A 17,494-nucleotide genomic window follows, 5' to 3' on the forward strand; every position below is an offset into this window, starting at 1 on the left:
TGTGCGAGCGGGGGCGGTGGGAGTTCTCGGGTGTTGGGGCAGGCGAGGTCAGCGGGTGTCGGCGAACGCCGCGACCCAGGCGAGAGCCGAGTTCCAGTTGACGGCGACCTCGTTGGTCGACCACGAGCCCAGCTCGTCGATGTAGCACTTGGCGGGGGCGCAGCCGGGCAGGTTCTGCTGGGCGACCGGGTCCTGCAGGCCCGAGTTCGGGCCGCCCGCGAGCGAACCGGCGGGCGGGTTCGGCAGCCTGGCGTCGACCTGGTTCGCCCAGTGCCGGTGGTGCTGGTTCCTGCTGGCCTTCTCGCCGTAGCCGCTGATGAACGACTGGTTGAGGCCGTTGCGGCCGAGCAGGTAGTCCATCGACTCCAGCACCGCGTCGCTGTACCTGCGGTCACGCGTGGTGTCGTAGGCCATCGCCATGATCATCGACGCGGTGAGCGTGGCGCTGGTCGAACCCCAGGCGTAGAGGCCGTCGGCCGGCTTGTACGGGTTCGGGTAGCCCTGCGACCCCAGGTCGCGCACGTGGCCGTCGGCGACGCTGATGACCCGTGACCGGGCGGCGAGCACGCGGTCGAGCGGGAACCTCAGCGGCAGGCGCATGATCGTCAGGTCGGCCAGCCCGCCGGTGTCCTTCCAGGAGAACCCGGCCGAGGTCAGCTTCGTGGTGATCTTGCCCAGATACTCGCGCTTGCCCGTCGTGGCGTACAACTCCGCCGCGGCCCACGAGAACTCGTCGGTGACGTTGGTGTCGTCGTAGGGGCCGCCACCGACGCTGTCCTCCCTCGGGGCGTACTTGGCGGGGTTAACCAGCGCGGCCTTCCAGGCGGTCTCGGCCGCGGCGAGGCACTTGCCGGAGAAGGTGCGGTCCCAGATCCGGTAGACGCGGGCGCACTGGGCACCGGCGGCGGCGAGGTTCAGCGTGGCGGCCGTCGACGGGGCGTGCAGGTACCGCGGCTGCGGGTCGTTGTGCGGCAGCATCGGATGCGCGGTCCAGGCCAGGTCGTGGATCTTGTGGTGGACCATGCCCGCGAGCGGCTGGCCGGCCGGGACCTGCATCTTCAGCAGGAACTCGACCTGCCAGCGTGCCTCGTCCAGCACGTCGGGCCGCTGGTTGTCCTGCTCGGGAATGGACAGCAGGCCGTCGCGGAAGCCCTCGATGTCGAACGTGTACAGCGACCGCTCGTAGGTGTCCATCAGCTGCCACGCCGCCAGCGCGCCGTTCACGACGTACTTGCCGTGGTCGCCCGCGTCGTACCAGCCGCCGCTCACGTCCAGCGAGTAGTCGCACTCCCCCGGCAGGCAGGGCACCTGGATGTCGCCCTTGTTGGGCGCGACGCCGACATGGCCCGCGGGCCGGGCATAGGCCTCACCGACGTACTTCGCCTCGATCGGGAGGCCGCTGCGGTTGTGGTAGAAGTACTCGAGCGAGTCCCGTCGCAGCTGGTCGTAGGGCTTGTCGGTGATGTCGAACGGGTAGCTGCTGTCGGTTCCGACGGTCAGGCTGTAACCGCTTCCAGCCTTCTTGTAGGCCGAGAAGTCGGCGATGTGCACGTCGTCGCGCGTCATCGCGTCCTTGCCCTTGACCTGCGTCTTCCCCTTCCTGACGACGGTGCCCGCGGCGTCGCGCAGCTGCCAGTCGAGCGGCGTCGCGGAGCTGTTGACGATCGAGGCGCGCTTGGTGCCTGTCCTGGGATAGGCGTACTGGTTCGTACGCACCGGTGAGCCGTAGTCCCAGCCGCCGCCGGGCGGGATGATGCCGCCGGTCAGCGACACGTCGTCGATGCACAGCGTGTACGGCTCGGCCGACACACCACCGGCCTGGATCGCGACCTGGCCGCCGGTCCGGGTGGCCACAGTGGACGTGCCGGTGAACTCGAACGTCTGGGGCGTGCCGGTCAGCGCGGCCGGCTTGTTCAGCACCGTGGTGTGCGGTGCCACGCCGAGCGCGACCGCAGCCCGCACCGTGACGTTCTTCGTCGCGGTCGCGGTGAAGCGCAGGGTGTAGGGCTGCCCCGCCTCCAGCGGGATGTCGTTCTGGCCGATCATCGCCGTCCACGGGTTGGCCGTACCGCCGGGGATCTGCGCGCACAACCTGCCGCCGGCCACAGTGGACGGAGCGATTCCACTGCTCCACCACGGGGTCTTCACACTGTCGAACGTGCCGTTGAGCACCCGCTCGTAGGCCTCGGCCGCGTTCACCTGAGGCGCGATCGTGACGAGCAGGACCAGCGGCAAACCGGCTGACAGCAGCCTGGTCTTCACGGACATACCGGAGCCCTCTCGGGTCGAAGGTCTTCCGGCACCACCGCAGCGTCGGACCGAATGTTCACCCACCGGCCTCCGCGTGTCAACGATCCCGCGTCATCAAAATGTGACCGGGGCTACCTCTTCACATCCGGATGGCGTCGTGGTTACAGTCCTGTAAGCGCTCACAGTCTCCCCCGATCCCGATGGGCGCACACCGGCCGAAGCCGCAGCGTCGCAGCAGGTGAACGGTGTTTCCAATGGTCGCTGAGCGCTCCAAATCACTTGTTAGCGCTTGCGGACCATCCGCCAACTGGAGGTTCTTCGATGGGCGTTCGACCGAGGCGCGCTCTGCTCGCCACAACCCTGCTCAGCTCGCTGGTGGCCGCGTCCGCGTGCGGCGGCGGCACCGCCGACTCCGCGTCGGGGGACGTCACGCTGATCGTCAAGACGTTCAGCCAGTTCGGCTACGACGAGCTGTACAAGGAATACGAGGCGAGCCACCCCGGCATCAAGATCAAGGAAGAGAACATCGGCAAGCTCGGCGACTACACGCCGAAGCTGCAGCAGTGGCTCGCCACCGGCAAGGGAGCGGGCGACGTCGTCGCGATCGAGGAGGGCATCCTCTCGCAGTTCATGGCGAAGCCCGACCAGTTCGTGAACCTGCTCGACCACGGCGCCAAGGAACTCTCCGGCAACTTCCTGCCGTGGAAGTGGCAGCAGGCGTCCACATCGGACGGCAGCAAGGTCATCGGCCTCGGCACGGACGTCGGCGCGCAGGGCATGTGCTACCGCAGGGACCTCTTCGAGGCGGCCGGCCTCCCGACCGACCGTGACGCGGTCGGCAAGCTCTGGCCGACGTGGGACGCCTACATCGCGACGGGCAGGCAGTTCAAGGCGAAGTCCCCGGACGTCGGGTTCTACGACTCGACCGGCGGCCTCTACCTGAACATGCTGATGCAGTCGGGCGACCACACCTACTACGACGCCACGAACAAGCTCGTGATCGACTCGAACGCGGCCGTGAGGTCGACGTGGGACAAGTCGATCGAGATGGTGCAGGCCGGTCTCTCGGCCGACATCGAGCAGTGGAGTCCACAGTGGAACGCGGGCTTCAAGAACGGCACCTTCGCCACGATCCCCTGCCCGTCCTGGATGCTCGGCACGATCGAGAAGCAGGCCGGTCCGGAGAACAAGGGCAAGTGGGACGTCACGAAGGTGCCCGGCAACGGCGCGGTGCGCGGTGGCTCGTTCCTCGCGGTCCCCACGCAGAGCACGCACCAGAAGGAAGCCGCCGAGCTGGCCAAGTTCCTGACCAGCGCCAAGGGCCAGACCTCCGCGTTCAAGGCCAAGAACAACTTCCCGTCCTCGCCGCAGGCCATCGACGACCCGGCGGTGCAGGACTTCAGGAACCCGTACTTCAACGACGCGCCCGTCGGCAAGATCTTCGGCGACAGCGTCAAGGCGCTCAAGCCCGTCTACCTCGGCCCGGACAACAACGCCATCGGTGACCGCGTCGGCAACGCGCTGCTCGCCGTGGAGCAGGGCAAGCTCCAGCCCGGCGAGGCCTGGGCCAAGGCCGTCGACGACGCCAAGCGCCTGGCCAAGTAACGACCTGGCGGCCGGGCAGGGCCCTGTCCTGTAAGTCTCGTCCGCGACAGTCGCGGCCGAGGGCCGTGACTCTCATCGAACGGACTTACAGGACAGGGCCCAGGCGGCACGTCCGTCCCGGCTGCCATTCCCACCTCGTGAGGACACACGTTGGCGACTGATCTGCGGCCGAGGACGGCCACGAGCACCCCGCCCGGGAGCGCGCCTCCCGAGCGACCACGCACCGGGCTGAAGGACCGGATCTCGCGCGTCGAGGTCAGGTGGTCGCCCTACCTGTTCGTCGCGCCGTTCTTCGTGATCTTCGCGGTGTTCGGCCTGTTCCCGCTGGTGTACACGGCCTGGGTCTCGTTGCACGACTGGGACATCACCGGTGCCGGCGCGTTCGTCGGGCTCGACAACTACGTCACGCTCTTCGCCGACCCCGACTTCTGGAACTCGGTCCACAACACCCTCGGCATGCTCGTGCTCGCCACCGTGCCCCAGCTGCTGATGGCACTGGTGCTGGCCAGCCTGCTCAACCAGAAGCTGCGCGGCGTGACGTTCCTGCGGATGGGCGTGCTGCTGCCGATCGTCACCTCCGTGGCCGCCGTCGGCATCGTGTTCAGCCAGATCTTCGACCGCGACGCCGGCATGGTGAACGGCCTGCTGGGCCTCGTGAACGTCGACGCGGTCGACTGGCGCGCCGACAAGTGGTCGTCCTGGACCGCGATCGCCACCATGGTCAACTGGCGGTGGACCGGCTACAACGCGTTGATCTACCTCGCCGCCATGCAGGCCATCCCGAAGGACCTGTACGAAGCGGCCACAGTGGACGGTGCGGGCAGGATCAGGCAGTTCTGGAGCATCACCGTCCCGAACATCCGGCCCGCCATCGTCTTCACCGTCATCATGTCCACCATCGCGGGCATGCAGCTCTTCACCGAACCGCTGATCTTCGGCCAGGGCAGCTTCGCCATCTCCGGCGGCAGCCTGCGCCAGTTCCAGACCGTGTCGATGTACATGTTCGAGAAGGCGTTCCGGGACTTCGACTACGGCTACGGTTCCGCCGTGGCGTGGATGATCTTCCTGCTGATCACCGTGCTCGGCGTCGTCAACTTCCTGATCACGCGGAGGTCGAAGTAGCCATGCGCAAGACCCAGCCCCTTCTCTACGCCACGCTCCTCGTCGGCATCGCGCTCTCGGCGTTCCCGCTGTACTGGCTGTTCGTCGTCGCGACGCGTTCCAACGACGTGGTCGGCGACTGGCCGCCACCGCTCGCGCCCGGCCCGAACCTGTGGGACAACCTCGGCAGGCTGTTCGGCGCCGAGGACGCGAACTTCCTGCTGGGCATGTGGAACTCGCTGCTGACGTCGGCGGTCGTCACCGTGTCGGTGGTGTTCTTCTCCTCACTGGCCGGTTTCGCGTTCGCCAAGCTGAAGTTCCGCGGCCGCAACGCATTGCTGCTCGTCATCCTCGCCACCATGATGATTCCCGTGCAGATGGGCATCATCCCGCTGTACATGATCATGGTCGAGCTCGGCTGGCAGAACCGGATGGAAGCCATCGTCGTGCCGGCGCTGGTGTCCGCGTTCGGCGTCTTCCTCATGCGCCAGTACGCCGAGCAGGCCGTGCCCGACGAGCTCATCGAGGCCGCGCGCATCGACGGCTGCAGCACGTTCCGCATCTTCTGGACGATCGTGCTGCCCGCGTTGCGCCCCGGCGCCGCGGTGCTCGCGCTGACCACGTTCATGGGCACCTGGAACGAGTTCCTGTGGCCGCTCGCCGTGCTCGAGGCGGACAACCCGACCGTCCAGTTCTCCCTGTCTCAGCTCTCGACCACCTACTACACCGACTACACGCTCATGTTCACCGGAGCGCTGGTCGCCACCGTTCCGCTGCTGCTCGTGTTCATCGCGTTCGGTCGCCAGATCATCGGCGGCATCATGGAAGGGGCCGTCAAGGCATGACCACGTTCGAACCCGGCTTCCTCTGGGGCGCGGCCACGTCCAGCTACCAGATCGAGGGCGCCGTCGCCGAGGACGGCCGTCTTCCGTCCATCTGGGACACCTTCTGCGCGACCCCCGGCAAGGTGGACAACGGTGACAGCGGCGCGGTCGCCGCCGACCACTACCACCGCTACCCCGAGGACGTCGCGATCATGCGCGAACTCGGCCTGGGCGCCTACCGGTTCTCCGTCGCCTGGCCGCGGGTGCAGCCGCTCGGCTCCGGTGCCGCCGACCAGCGCGGCCTCGACTTCTACCGGCGGCTCGTGGACACATTGCTGGACAACGACATCCAGCCGTGGCCGACCCTCTACCACTGGGACCTCCCCCAGCCGCTGGAGGACGCCGGCGGCTGGCCCGAGCGGGACACCGCGCTGCGGTTCGCCGAGTACGCGCAGATCGTGCACGAGGCACTGGGTGACCGAGTCGCGCACTGGACGACGCTCAACGAACCCTGGTGCTCCGCGTTCCTCGGCTACGCCACCGGCCGGCACGCACCCGGACGGCAAGAGCCCGCCGCGTCGATCCGCGCCGCGCACCATCTGCTGCTGGGCCACGGACTCGCGGTACAGGCGATGCCGGACGCACGGGTCGGCATCACGCTGAACCTCTCCCACGTCACGGCCGGTTCGAACGCCGACGGGGACGTCGACGCGGCACGCCGCATCGACGGCATGCAGAACCGGATCTTCCTTGATCCCCTGCTGCTCGCCGAGTACCCCGCCGACGTCGTACGCGACCTCGAACCCGTCACCGGCTTCGGTTTCGTGCAGGAGGACGACCTCAAGACCATCGCCGCGCCGATCGACTTCCTCGGCGTCAACTACTACTCCCCCATGCTCGTCGGCCACGGCACGGAAACCCGTCCGTCCGCGTACGTCGGCTCCGAGCACGTCCGGCACCTCGACGGTGGCCGGGCACGGACGTCGATCGGCTGGGAGATCGACCCGCGCGGCCTGCTCGACCTGTTGCTGCGGCTGGACCGCGAGTACCCGGACGTTCCCCTGTACGTCACCGAGAACGGCGCCGCGTTCGACGACGAGGTGCACGACGCCGGCCGCGTCGCGTACCTGGACGGGCACGTGCGGGCCTGCGCCGACGCGGTCAGCCGCGGTGTCGCGCTGAAGGGCTACTTCGCCTGGTCGCTGCTCGACAACTTCGAGTGGTCCTTCGGCTACGCCCAGCGGTTCGGCCTGGTGCACGTCGACTACGACACCCAGCGGCGCACCCCGAAGGACAGTGCCCGCTGGTACGCCGGCGTCATCCGGCGCGGCGGTCTGTGAGCGCTTACAGAATTGCTACGCTCGACGCACGCCGACGCAGACAGGGAGACCGCCAGATGAACACCCGACCTCCGACCCTGGAGGAAGTGGCGCAACGCGCAGGCGTCTCGACGGGCACCGTGTCCCGCGTCATCAACAACGCGCGCCACGTCAGCGAAAAGTCGAAGCGCGCGGTCCAGAACGCCATCACGGACCTGGGCTACGTGCCGAACACCGCCGCCCGCTCACTGGCGAGCCAGCGCCGCGGTGCCGTCGTCCTGGTGATCTCCAGTGACGACCCGGCACTGTTCGCCAACCTCTTCTTCGCCGAGGTGATCACCGGCGTCAACGCGGTGCTGGAGGAGACAGATCTGCACCTGATGCTGCTGCTCGCCGCCTCCCAGCGCGGCAGGGACAGGTTCGGGCAGGTGCTCCAGTCGCGCGGCGCGGACGGCGTGATGCTGCTGGCACTCAAGGAGAACGACCCGCTGTCGAAGATGGCGGAGGACAGCGGCCTGCCCGCCGTCCACGGTGGACGTTCGCTCGACCGCGCTCCCCAGTGGTACGTCGACGCGGACAACCGGGGCGGCGCCCGCACCGCCGTCGAGCACCTCATCTCGACCGGCCGCAAGAACATCGCCACCATCACCGGCGAACTCGACACCCACGCCGGCATGTCGCGCTACATGGGCTTCCGCGAAGCCGTCGTCCTCGCGGGCCTGAGCGACAAACGCGTGGCACACGGGGATTTCAGCGAGTCCAGCGGTGCCGCCGCCATGAAGCTCCTGCTCGACGACCACCCCGACCTCGACGCCGTCTTCGTCGCCTCCGACGCCATGGCCACCGGAGCGCTCGCCGTACTTCGCGAACGCGGCAAGCACGTTCCGGTGGACGTCGCGGTCGTCGGGTTCAACGACATCGTGACCGCGCAGCACACCCAGCCCGCCCTCACCACGGTCCGGCAGCCCATCGAGGCGCTCGGCCGTGAGATGACGAGGATGCTGATCCGGTTGCTGAACGGCGAGCAGCCGACGTCGTTGATACTGCCCACCGAACTGATCATCCGGGACTCGGCCTGAAGCTCATGCGACGTCCAGGACGGTCTTGAGCCAGCCGTCCTCGCGCCGGTCGAAGGTCTCGTAGGCCTCGATGGCGTCGACCGGGTCCTCGTGGCGGGTGATGAACGCCGTGGGGTCGACGGTGCCGCTGACGACGAGGTCCAGCAGTTCCGGCAGGTAGCGGCGGTGGTTGCAGTTGCCCATGTTCAGGGTGAGGTTCTTGTTCATCGCCTCGCCGATCGGGAACCGGTCGAACCCCGCCGGGTAGACACCGATCACCCCGATCGTGCCCGCCTTCGCGACGGCCTGCACGGCCCACCGCAGCGCCAGGCTCGGCGCGTTGCCCGGCACCCACTGGGCGCCCTGCGGCGCCGCGTCCGGTGCCGCCTGGGACCGTTCCTGCTCGAACTGCTCCGCCTGCTGCTCGTACTGCTCGGCGGCCGGTCCGCGCTCCGGGCGCTGCGCGTCCACGCCGACGGCCTCGATCACCCGGTCGGCGCCGACGCCACCGGTCAGTTCCTTCGCCAGCGCGACCGGGTCCTCCACGTTGAAGTCGATCGTCTCCGCGTTCTGCTCCCGGGCCTTGTCCAGGCGTGACGCGATGCCGTCCACCACCAGCACCCGGCCCGCGCCCTGGCGCTTGGCCGAGGCGATCGCGAACTGGCCCACCACACCGGCGCCCAGCACCAGCACGGTGTCGCCGTCGCCCACCTCGGCGAGCCGGGCACCGCACCACGACGTCGGGAAGATGTCCGACAGCAGGATGGCCTGGTCGTCGCTCACCGCGTCGGGAACGCGCACGAGCGTCGTCATCGCGAATGGGATCCGGGCGTACTCGGCCTGCAGGCCGTCGACCGGACCGGTCGTCTCCGGACCACCGAAGAAGCACGTGCCCGCCGACGGGCCGTTGGGGTTGGCCGTGTCGCACTGGGCGAAGTACCCGGCCCGGCAGTACGAGCACGTGCCGCACCCGACGGTCGAGGTCACCACCACCCGGTCGCCCGGCGTGAACCCGCGCACCGCCGGGCCGACCTCCTCGACCACACCGACCGCCTCGTGGCCGAGCACCGTGCCCTGCACCATGCCGGGCATCGTGCCGCGCACCATGTGCAGGTCCGTGCCGCAGATCGCGCTGCGGGTGATCCGCACGATCGCGTCGGACGGTTCCAGGATCTTCGGATCGGGCACGGTGTCCAGACGGATGTCACCGATGCCGTGCCACACCACTGCCTTCACGGCGCTTCCCCTCGTTCGTCGGCGTCTTCCCCGCCGAGTTCAGCTGATGGTGGCGAGCAGGTCCCGGCAGGCGGCCTCACACGTGCGGCAGGCCTCGGCGCAGATCCGGCAGTGCTCGTGCATGTTCGCGTGCGACCAGCACTCGTCACCGCAGGCCTTGCACGCCACCGCACACGCCTCCAGCAACGCCCGGCTGATGTTGGCGTCGTAGGCGGTGTGCCGCGACAGCACCCGAGCCGTGGTGCCGCAGATGTCCGCGCAGTCCAGGTCCGTGCGGATGCACTTCGTCAGCTCCGCCACCGAGCTCTCGCTCAGACACGCGTCGGCGCACGCGGTGCACGCCTCGGCGCAGGCGACCAGCGCGTCGATCGCCGCCGCCAGTGTGCGCCTGTCCACGTTGATCTCCGCCGGGTAGCTCTCCAGCATCGGCAGCGTCGTCGTGGTCACGTCAGCCCTCCTCAGTCGGCATCACTCCCGTCACGGCTACCCCGGGACGTCCCGCCGAACCACGTCGGTCAGGCGACGGCGACCAGGCCGCCGCCCGCGTGCCGCGGAGGCTGCTCCAGCAGGGTGATCAGCAGACCTTCCCTGGTGGACCACGGGCAGATGTCCACGACGTCGTGGCCGGTCGCCTCCATGAGCGCCCGCGCCGCGATCGCACCGGCCAGCGACTGGTGTGCGCGGTGCTCGGAGATGCCGGGAAGCCGCGCGCGCTCGGCCGCCGGCAGTTTCGCCAGCCGGGGAATCCACTTCTCCAGGTCGGCGGCACGGAGCTGACGCGCGACGAAGAGCCCGTCTCGTTGCGCACGCGCCCCGGTCATGCGCGCCAGCTGCTGGAAGACCTTGGAGCACCCCACGGCACGACACCGGGCTCCGTCCGGAAGGCCGGCGGGGAGGTCGGCGTTGATCATCCGGACCAGGTCCGCCGTGGTGCGGCGCAGCCTCTTGCCGGTGAGCTTCTCCGACTCCCACTGCCTGGTCAGGGTTCTCGCTCCCAATGGCAGCGAATGGGCGGCCACTGGCTCCGTGCCCTCGCCGACGGCCATCTCCACGGTGCCACCGCCGACGTCGAGCACGGTGAGCGCGCCGGCCGACCAGCCGAACCAGTTCCGCGCGGCGAGGTAGGACAGGCGAGCCTCCTGCGCGCCCGACAACGTGCGCAGCTCCACACCGGTCCGCGCCGCCACCACGTCGACGACCTCCGCGGCGTTGGTGGCGTCCCTGATGACCGAGGTGGCGAACGGGACGACGGTCGACACACCGGCACGGCGGACGGCCTGCTGCGCCTGGCCGACGGCGGCGGCGACGCCCGCCATGCCCGCGGGGCTGATCTCACCGGAGGAGTCGAGGGCCTGGTCCAGCCGCAGCCTCACCTTGTGCGACAGCACCGGGTGCAGCAGCGACCCCTCGTGGCGGTCGACGACGACCAGGTGCGCGCTGAAGCAACCGACGTCGAGAACGCCGACCCGGCAGGGCTCCTCGGACACGCGCATCACCTCGCCATCGGGGCTCCCCAGATACCCGAAATCGGGGCAGGCAAACGGAACCTGCCTCGCCGCGGCTCACGACTCCGGTTCGTCGCTCTTCGTCCAGCGGGCCAGCAGGATGGAGGCGTCGTCCCGCACACCGTTCCGGTGCGCCAGCACGGCTTTGATCAGTCGCCTGGGCGCCGCGGTCTCCCGTTCGAGCAAGTCCGTCAGCCGGTTCAGGCCGAAGAACTCCCCGGCGTCGTCGCGTGCCTCGGTGATGCCGGGCCGCAGCGTCTCCTCCGCGATCACGAGCTCACGGGTCCCCCGGCCGAACGGCGGTCGTCGTCCACCGGTAGGACGAGGCGCTCCGGTGGCGCCTTGCGCAGGCCGTCGAGCAGCGGTCCGCTGGCCTGTGCGGGGAAGGTGTAGGGCACCCGGTGCGGCTGGTTCAGTTCGTCGAAACGCTCGTTGATCGCGTGCGCCAGCATGTCGCGTTGCAACGCGGGCAACGGCATCAGGCCGTGCAGGTACGCCTCGACCTCCATCAGACCGGCTGCCCCGCCCAGTGCGAAGTACCGCATCCACAGCTGCTCCGGTGTCAGGCCGGCTCGGCTGAAGGCGCGCGACAACGCGTGGAGCTGCAGGTCGTGGTTCATTCGTGTCGCACCTTCGGCACTCATCGCCTCTCCGGTGACGGACGTGCACCGACGCACCCGGCTTCCCTGGCGCTCCAGCTCCAAACCGCCGGACAGCGCAGCGTTTCCACCGCGGTTGCCCGGACGCGCTAGGCTCTTTCGGTCTGTGGTCCTCCGTGCGCCGAGCCGCGGCACACACCTCGGATACGTTTAGCGGTGGACGAGTACACCCCGCGTCGTCGCACGAGCTGTCCGGTTTAACCAGGAGCCGGTGGGAGCACTCCCGCCGTGCGTCTCGTCTGGGGAGTCCTCGTCAGTGGGCGAGGAAATGACCATGGAGACGTCGAGTCACGTGGACCGGCCGCTGCCGGTCGTGCTGGACGAGGTGACGACCGCGCTGGAGCGCCTTTCGGAAGCGCTCAGCCGCGAGGACGACCTGCGGATGCTGATGCACCAGGTCTGCGAGCAGGTCGTGCAGGCGGTGCCCGGCCTGGACGAGGCGACCGTGACACTGCTCGACGGCGGCAGGCCGTTCACCGCCGCGAGCACCAGCGACGTCGTGACCCGGCTGGACGGTGTCCAGTACGCCGCGGGCGCCGGCCCGTGCCTGGACGCGGCCGCGACGAGGCGGTTGGTGCGGGCGACGATCCAGGAGGCACAGGACCGCTGGCCCGCCTTCGGCGCCGAGTCCTGCGCCGCCGGGATCGGCAGCTTCCTGTCCGCGCCGCTGACCGTGGACAACGAGCACTACGGCGCCATCAACGGCTACTCCCGGCAGGGCCACGGCTTCCACGAACTGGACGCTCCGTTGCTCGCCCTCTACAGCACCGCCGTCGAGACAGCCCTGCGCAGCCACAGCATGTACCTGCGGGCGTTCAAGCTCGCCGGGCGACTGCGCTCCGCACTGCGGTCGCGCGCCGTGATCGACCAGGCCAAAGGCGTTCTCATGGCCGTGCACGCGATCACCGCGGACGAGGCCTTCCGGCTGCTGGTGGCGCGGTCGCAGCGCGAGAACGTCAAACTGCACACCCTCGCCGAACGGTTCATCGCCGACCTGATCGCCAACCCCTGCCCGCCGGAGGCCGGTTCCGGGGAGGCGGTGTGACGGGCATGCGGATCGCTTTGGTGACCAGTCACGCCGGCAGAACCGCGGTCACGGGGCTCGCGCGGGCGTTGGTTCGCGGCGGGCACGACGCCGTCGTCTACACCCGCAGGGACGCGGCGCGCCTCGCGGAGCGTGAACGCACCCCGGACGGCTACGAGGTGGTGCGCGTGACTCTCGGGCAAGCCCGTCCGATGTCCGAGGACGCCGCATGGTCCTACACCAACGAACTGGCCCGGTTCCTGCACCGAGAGTGGAACGAGAGGCCCCCGCACATCGCGCACACGCACGGCACGATGGCGGGCCTCGCAGCCCTCCTGGCCGCGCGCGAACAAAAGGTCCCCGTCGTGCACACCCACGACGAACCGGACCCCGAACGGGAGCGGGTCGAGCGGCTGGTCTGCCGGCACGCCGCGCGCGTCGTGGCGACCAGCAACGACCAGGTGACCGGCCTCTGCCGGATGGGCGTGCCCCGCTCCCGGATCACGGTCGTGCCCGCCGGAGTGGACGACCGGGAGAGCACCGGTACCACCGAGCGCCGTCCCGGCCTGGTGAGTCTGCTCGGCATCGGCGAACTGCGGTCCGGCCATGGGTTCGACACCGTGGTCGCCGCGATGGCCGACGTGCGCGACGCCCGGCTCGTCATCGCCGCGCCGGTCGAGACACTCGACCGCAGGACCAGCCAGGAGGCAAGGCGCCTGCGGCAGTTCGCGGTGCAATTCGGCGTCGGGGACCGCGTGTCGGTGGTCGGAGCCGCCACGCGGGCCGACGTGATCGGGTTGCTCCGCTCGGCCGATCTCGTGGTGACCACACCGCGGCAGGACCCGGCCGGGGTCTTCGCGCTGGAGGCGATGGCGCACGGCCTGCCGGTCGTCGCAGCGGCTGTGGGCGCGCTGGCGGACGCGGTCGTCGACGGCGTCACCGGCCGGCTCGTGCCGCCGGGAGACGTGCCCGCGCTCGCGCTCACCCTGCGCGAACTGGTCGCGAACCCGGCCAGGCGGGAGGCCTTCGGCGTCGCGGGCGCCGATCGCGTACGAGCGCGGTACGGGTGGAACCGCGTCGTCAGCGACACGGTTCTCGTCTACCAGCGCGCGCAGTTCGTGCACGCGTGACACTGTCGGGCGTACTCCGGTTCCCTGCTCGCAAAGCCGGGTAAGTGGTGACATGTACGCGGATGACCTTGTACGCCCGCGGTGGAACGCGCTTCACGTCATCACATGGCCGCCCGAACCTTGGACATGTCCTGATCAGATGGCCAGGTGATCTCCGGTCAGCGGCGTCCGGCGGCCAGGACGACGAGGAACTGGCCGCCACCCGCCTCCACAGCGGCGGTCACCGGCAGACCCGGCACCAGCCGGGAGAACCGGTCCACCAGCCACTCCGCCACCTCCTGGGCGTCCTTTTTGGACGGACAGCGACCCACCATCTCGCGGCCCCCCTTGCGTTCCAGCCGCCCGGCGACGGTGATCAGCGGCGCGGGTTCGGCCACGTGCAGGTGGTCCGGCCAGGCGATGACGACCTTGACCGCGCCCTTGCGGCTGTTGCAGCCGCGGTGCGCGAGCCGCTCGGCGATCTTGGCCTTCCGGTCGGCCGTCCTGCTGTCGACGCTGGGCCCTCGCCCGTCGTTCACCGACATGTCCGGGTCGACCGGTTCGTCGCACACCCAGCACCGCCAGTTGTCGCGCTCGGCCACGTCATCGAGTTGACTCACCTGCGCAAACTAGCCCACCCGGCGGGCCGCCGCTTCATCGCGACCCACCGCGGGCCGCAGCTCGTTTCGCGGCGGCGGGAAAGTCGTCGCTGCCGAACAGCCTCACGGTGACGTTGGCGAACAGCAAGGGCCAGAACGGCAGTTCCGTGCGGTCGGCCCTGGTGCCGCAGGCGGCGATGATCCCGTCGTTCGCCACGACGGCGGCGTCCAGGTCCGCGTTGCCGGACAACGACACCTCGATGATCCGGTGCACTCCGTCCGGCGCGTTCGCGCGGATCTCGTCGGCAGCGCCGGGGTTGTCGAGCGCCACCGCGTGTGCGACGACCGCGGGGTCCGCCAGGTCGAGGTCGCTGCTCCTGGTCACCCGACGTTGCCCGCACCGATGACCGCGACATGCATGACAGCCTCAATTAGTTCACATTTGAACCTTCTACTCACTAGAAGCGAATAGTTCAAGCGTCAAGTAAATTGGGGAGGTGACCCCGGACTCGGAGGACCCGCGCTGGCTGACGGCGGAGCAGCGGCTGGCCTGGCTCGACATGGTGCGCGTGCTGACGCGGCTGCCCGCGACCCTCGACGCCCAGCTGGAGCGGGACGCCGGCCTGTCCTTCTTCGAGTACCACGTGCTGTCGATGCTCTCCGAGGTTCCCAGCCACACTCTGCGCCTGAGCCGGCTCGCGCAGCTCACCAGTTCCTCGCTGTCGCGCCTGTCGAACGTCGTGAAGCGCCTCGAAGGCCGTGGCCTGCTGCGCCGAGAGCCCGATCCCGACGACGGCCGGGCCAGCCGCGCGGTCCTCACCGCCGCGGGCACGGACGCCGTCGAGCGAGCCGCGCCGGGTCACGTCACCGCGGTCCGCGAGCTGGTCGTGGACCCGTTGGACCCCGCACAGCTGAGCCAGCTGCACGCCGCCCACGAACGCATCCTCGGCCGGCTCGACCCCGCTTCCTCCAGCCGGCCGGAGTGGCTGGAGACCTGACCCGCGGTTCAGGTCGTCCTTTCCTGCCAACGGATCAGCAGTCCGAGTGCCCTCGCGACGACCGGCGAGTCGTCGTCGGCCCGCACGGCGGCCACGAGATCGATACCCTGGTTCCCTGCCAGCGGACGGTAGGTCGTGCCGGGCACGCCGAGCTCTGCCACGGGTTCCGGGACCACTGCCACGCCGAGTCCCGCGGCCACGAAGGTGACGAGGGTCGAGGTTTCCGCGACCTCGTGGCGGATCCGGGGCTCGAACCCCGCCGAGCGGCACAGCTCCGTGACGATCCCGTGCATGACGGAACGGCCGCGTGACGCGTGCACGATCAGGTCTTCCTCGCGCAGGTCCTCGATCTTCAGCCGCTTTCGCCGCGCGAGCCGGTGGTCCTCGGGCAGCGCCACGATGAGCCGGTCACGGCGCACCGCGCTCACCCGTACCGCCGGGTCCTCGACCGGCGGGCGCAGCAGGGCGAGGTCGATGCGGCGGGCGAGCAGGGACTCGAGCTGGTCCGGCGCCAGCATCTCGCCCCGGAACACGAAGTCGACCGCCGGCAACTCCTCCCGCAGGGCCCGGGCGAACGCGGGCAGCAGGCTGTAGGTGGCCGAGCCGACGCACCCCACGACCAGGCGGCCCTGCAGTCCGTCGGCCACTCGCCGTGCCTCCGCGGCAGCGTCGTCGACGGCGGCCAGCACGGCACGGGCGCGTTCGAGGTAGACCACCCCGGCGTCGGTCAGGTCGACCTTGCGGGTGGTGCGGTGCAGCAACGTCACCCCGAGCTCGGCCTCCAGCTGCTGGATCTGCTGGGAGAGCGGCGGTTGCGCCATGCGCAGGCGCGCGGCGGCGCGGCCGAAGTGCCGTTCCTCGGCGACCGCGACGAAGTAGCGCAGGTGACGAAGTTCCACCGATTGATACTCCCAGAGTCTCAGCGATCACCAAATGAGTATTTCTGTATATAACCGGCCGGCACTAGCGTCGACGGCATGACCGACGTCGTGATCTGCGAACCCCTCCGGACCCCGGTCGGACGGTTCGGCGGGGCTCTCGCACCCCTGAGCGCCACCGACCTCGCCACCGCCGTGCTCACGGAGCTGGTGCGGCGCACGGGCCTGCGGGAAGGCGATGTCGACGACGTAGTGCTCGGGCAGAGCTACCCGAACGGCGAGTCGCCGTCGATCGGCCGGATCGCGGCACTGGACGCGGGCCTCGGCACCGGCGTTCCCGGCCTCCAGATCGACCGGCGCTGCGGGTCCGGGCTGCAGGCCGTGCTCTACGCGGCGGGCCAGGTCGCGACCGGCGCGGCGAACGTCGTCGTGGCGGGTGGCGCGGAGTCGATGTCGCAGGTCGAGCACTACGCGCTGGGACTGCGCACCGGTGTCCGCAGCGGTGGCGTCCAGCTAGTCGACCGCCTGGACCGGGCCAGGGAGACGGCCGGTGGCCGGTTCCACCCGGTGCCGGGCGGCATGCTCGAGACCGCGGAGAACCTCCGCCGCGAGTACGGCATCTCGCGCGCCGAGCAGGACGAGTACGCGGTGCGGTCGCAGCAGCGCTGGGGTGCCGCCGACGAGGCGGGGCGGTTCGCCGGCGAGCTCGTGCCGGTGACCGTGCCCGGCCGCCGCGGCAAGCCTAATCTCGTCGTCGGCCGCGACGAGCACGCCCGACCGGACACGACGCTCGCCGACCTCGCCGCGTTGCGACCGGTGCGGCTGAAGCTCGACCCGGAGTCCACGGTCACCGCAGGCAACGCGAGCGGCCAGAACGACGGTGCCGCGCTGTGCGTGGTCACCACCCGCGCCGAAGCCGAGAAGCGCGGCCTGCGCCCCGTGCTCGCGCTCCGGTCCTGGGCCGTCGCCGGCGTGGGGCCGGAGGTCATGGGCATCGGGCCCGTCCCGGCCACGGCCGCCGCGCTCGGCCGGGCGGGACTCACCCTCGACGACATGGACGTGATCGAGCTCAACGAGGCGTTCGCCGCCCAGGTGCTCGCCTGCCTGCGCGAGTGGAAGCTCGACGCGGAGGACGAGCGGCTCAACCCCAACGGTTCCGGCATCTCGCTCGGGCACCCCGTCGGCGCGACCGGGGCACGGATCCTGGCGACGCTCGCGCACGAGATGGGCCGCCGCGGCAGCCGCTACGGCCTGGAGACGATGTGCATCGGCGGCGGCCAGGGGCTCGCCGCGGTCTTCGAGGCGGTGCGCTGATGAGCGTCGCCGCGG

The 17,494-nt window shown here is 69.9% G+C and carries 18 protein-coding genes; 9 read left to right on the top strand and 9 right to left on the bottom strand.

Annotated elements, in window-relative coordinates; translation table 11 throughout:
* Window positions 1-48: 48 nt before the first annotated feature.
* Window positions 49-2,268, bottom strand: coding sequence for a glycoside hydrolase family 9 protein (locus BLR21_RS06085; RefSeq protein ID WP_090004709.1), 2,220 nt, complete (start codon window positions 2,266-2,268; stop codon window positions 49-51).
* A 303-nt stretch (window positions 2,269-2,571) separates the two neighbouring features.
* Here BLR21_RS06085 and BLR21_RS06090 point away from each other — a divergent pair, with 303 nt between their 5' ends.
* From BLR21_RS06090 to BLR21_RS06110, 5 genes are all read left to right on the top strand, one after another.
* Window positions 2,572-3,855 (top strand): ABC transporter substrate-binding protein, encoded by a 1,284-nt coding sequence (locus BLR21_RS06090; protein WP_090004710.1) that lies wholly within the window; start codon window positions 2,572-2,574, stop codon window positions 3,853-3,855.
* Between the two features lie 150 nt (window positions 3,856-4,005).
* Complete coding sequence (locus BLR21_RS06095; RefSeq protein ID WP_176929502.1) at window positions 4,006-4,977, top strand: carbohydrate ABC transporter permease; 972 nt, start codon at window positions 4,006-4,008, stop codon at window positions 4,975-4,977.
* A gap of 2 nt (window positions 4,978-4,979) precedes the next feature.
* Entirely contained in the window at window positions 4,980-5,801 is an 822-nt protein-coding gene (locus BLR21_RS06100; protein WP_030475779.1) for a carbohydrate ABC transporter permease, read from the top strand.
* Window positions 5,798-7,120: a GH1 family beta-glucosidase gene (locus BLR21_RS06105; RefSeq protein ID WP_090004711.1), complete on the top strand. Its 1,323-nt coding sequence runs from the start codon at window positions 5,798-5,800 to the stop codon at window positions 7,118-7,120. The genes BLR21_RS06100 and BLR21_RS06105 overlap by 4 nt, the downstream gene beginning before the upstream one ends.
* Window positions 7,121-7,176: 56 nt before the next feature.
* A complete protein-coding gene (locus BLR21_RS06110; RefSeq protein WP_090004712.1) occupies window positions 7,177-8,178 on the top strand; it encodes a LacI family DNA-binding transcriptional regulator in 1,002 nt (333 codons plus the stop codon).
* 3 nt (window positions 8,179-8,181) lie between these two features.
* Here BLR21_RS06110 and BLR21_RS06115 read toward each other — a convergent pair whose 3' ends face one another.
* The 5 genes from BLR21_RS06115 to BLR21_RS43135 all read right to left on the bottom strand — a co-directional run bounded on the left by BLR21_RS06115 (window position 8,182) and on the right by BLR21_RS43135 (window position 11,518).
* Entirely contained in the window at window positions 8,182-9,393 is a 1,212-nt protein-coding gene (locus BLR21_RS06115; protein ID WP_090004713.1) for a zinc-dependent alcohol dehydrogenase, read from the bottom strand.
* 39 nt (window positions 9,394-9,432) lie between these two features.
* Window positions 9,433-9,840 carry a four-helix bundle copper-binding protein gene (locus tag BLR21_RS06120; RefSeq protein WP_256334498.1) on the bottom strand — a complete coding sequence of 136 codons (408 nt, stop codon included), beginning with the start codon at window positions 9,838-9,840 and terminating at the stop codon, window positions 9,433-9,435.
* Window positions 9,841-9,908: 68 nt separating this feature from the next.
* Window positions 9,909-10,886 carry a Ppx/GppA phosphatase family protein gene (locus BLR21_RS06125; protein ID WP_090004714.1) on the bottom strand — a complete coding sequence of 326 codons (978 nt, stop codon included), beginning with the start codon at window positions 10,884-10,886 and terminating at the stop codon, window positions 9,909-9,911.
* Between the two features lie 69 nt (window positions 10,887-10,955).
* Window positions 10,956-11,171: a SpoIIE family protein phosphatase gene (locus BLR21_RS43130; protein ID WP_090004715.1), complete on the bottom strand. Its 216-nt coding sequence runs from the start codon at window positions 11,169-11,171 to the stop codon at window positions 10,956-10,958.
* Complete coding sequence (locus BLR21_RS43135) at window positions 11,168-11,518, bottom strand: hypothetical protein (RefSeq protein WP_218130770.1); 351 nt, start codon at window positions 11,516-11,518, stop codon at window positions 11,168-11,170. Before BLR21_RS43135 ends, BLR21_RS43130 begins: the two co-directional genes overlap by 4 nt.
* A gap of 313 nt (window positions 11,519-11,831) precedes the next feature.
* Here BLR21_RS43135 and BLR21_RS06140 point away from each other — a divergent pair, with 313 nt between their 5' ends.
* Both BLR21_RS06140 and BLR21_RS06145 read left to right on the top strand, forming a co-directional pair.
* Window positions 11,832-12,602: a GAF and ANTAR domain-containing protein gene (locus BLR21_RS06140; RefSeq protein ID WP_090005073.1), complete on the top strand. Its 771-nt coding sequence runs from the start codon at window positions 11,832-11,834 to the stop codon at window positions 12,600-12,602.
* Between the two features lie 5 nt (window positions 12,603-12,607).
* On the top strand, window positions 12,608-13,711 hold the full coding sequence (locus BLR21_RS06145) for a glycosyltransferase (protein ID WP_143027628.1): 1,104 nt from the start codon (window positions 12,608-12,610) through the stop codon (window positions 13,709-13,711).
* A 158-nt stretch (window positions 13,712-13,869) separates the two neighbouring features.
* Here the strand turns inward: BLR21_RS06145 and BLR21_RS06150 are convergent, their stop codons facing one another.
* Window positions 13,870-14,310: a hypothetical protein gene (locus BLR21_RS06150; protein ID WP_090004717.1), complete on the bottom strand. Its 441-nt coding sequence runs from the start codon at window positions 14,308-14,310 to the stop codon at window positions 13,870-13,872.
* 34 nt (window positions 14,311-14,344) lie between these two features.
* Window positions 14,345-14,674: an MDR/zinc-dependent alcohol dehydrogenase-like family protein gene (locus tag BLR21_RS06155; RefSeq protein ID WP_218130771.1), complete on the bottom strand. Its 330-nt coding sequence runs from the start codon at window positions 14,672-14,674 to the stop codon at window positions 14,345-14,347.
* Between the two features lie 112 nt (window positions 14,675-14,786).
* On the opposite strand from BLR21_RS06155, the gene BLR21_RS06160 reads away from it, so the two are divergent.
* Window positions 14,787-15,287, top strand: a complete 501-nt coding sequence (locus BLR21_RS06160) for a MarR family winged helix-turn-helix transcriptional regulator (protein ID WP_256334499.1) — start codon at window positions 14,787-14,789, stop codon at window positions 15,285-15,287.
* 8 nt (window positions 15,288-15,295) lie between these two features.
* Here the strand turns inward: BLR21_RS06160 and BLR21_RS06165 are convergent, their stop codons facing one another.
* Window positions 15,296-16,186 (bottom strand): LysR substrate-binding domain-containing protein, encoded by an 891-nt coding sequence (locus BLR21_RS06165; RefSeq protein ID WP_090004718.1) that lies wholly within the window; start codon window positions 16,184-16,186, stop codon window positions 15,296-15,298.
* 78 nt (window positions 16,187-16,264) lie between these two features.
* Between BLR21_RS06165 and BLR21_RS06170 the strand changes: the two genes are divergently transcribed.
* A complete protein-coding gene (locus tag BLR21_RS06170) occupies window positions 16,265-17,479 on the top strand; it encodes an acetyl-CoA C-acetyltransferase (protein ID WP_090004719.1) in 1,215 nt (404 codons plus the stop codon).
* The last annotated feature ends 15 nt before the right edge of the window (window positions 17,480-17,494 follow it).

The organism is Lentzea albidocapillata subsp. violacea (assembly GCF_900100275.1).
Lineage (GTDB): Bacteria > Actinomycetota > Actinomycetes > Mycobacteriales > Pseudonocardiaceae > Lentzea > Lentzea violacea.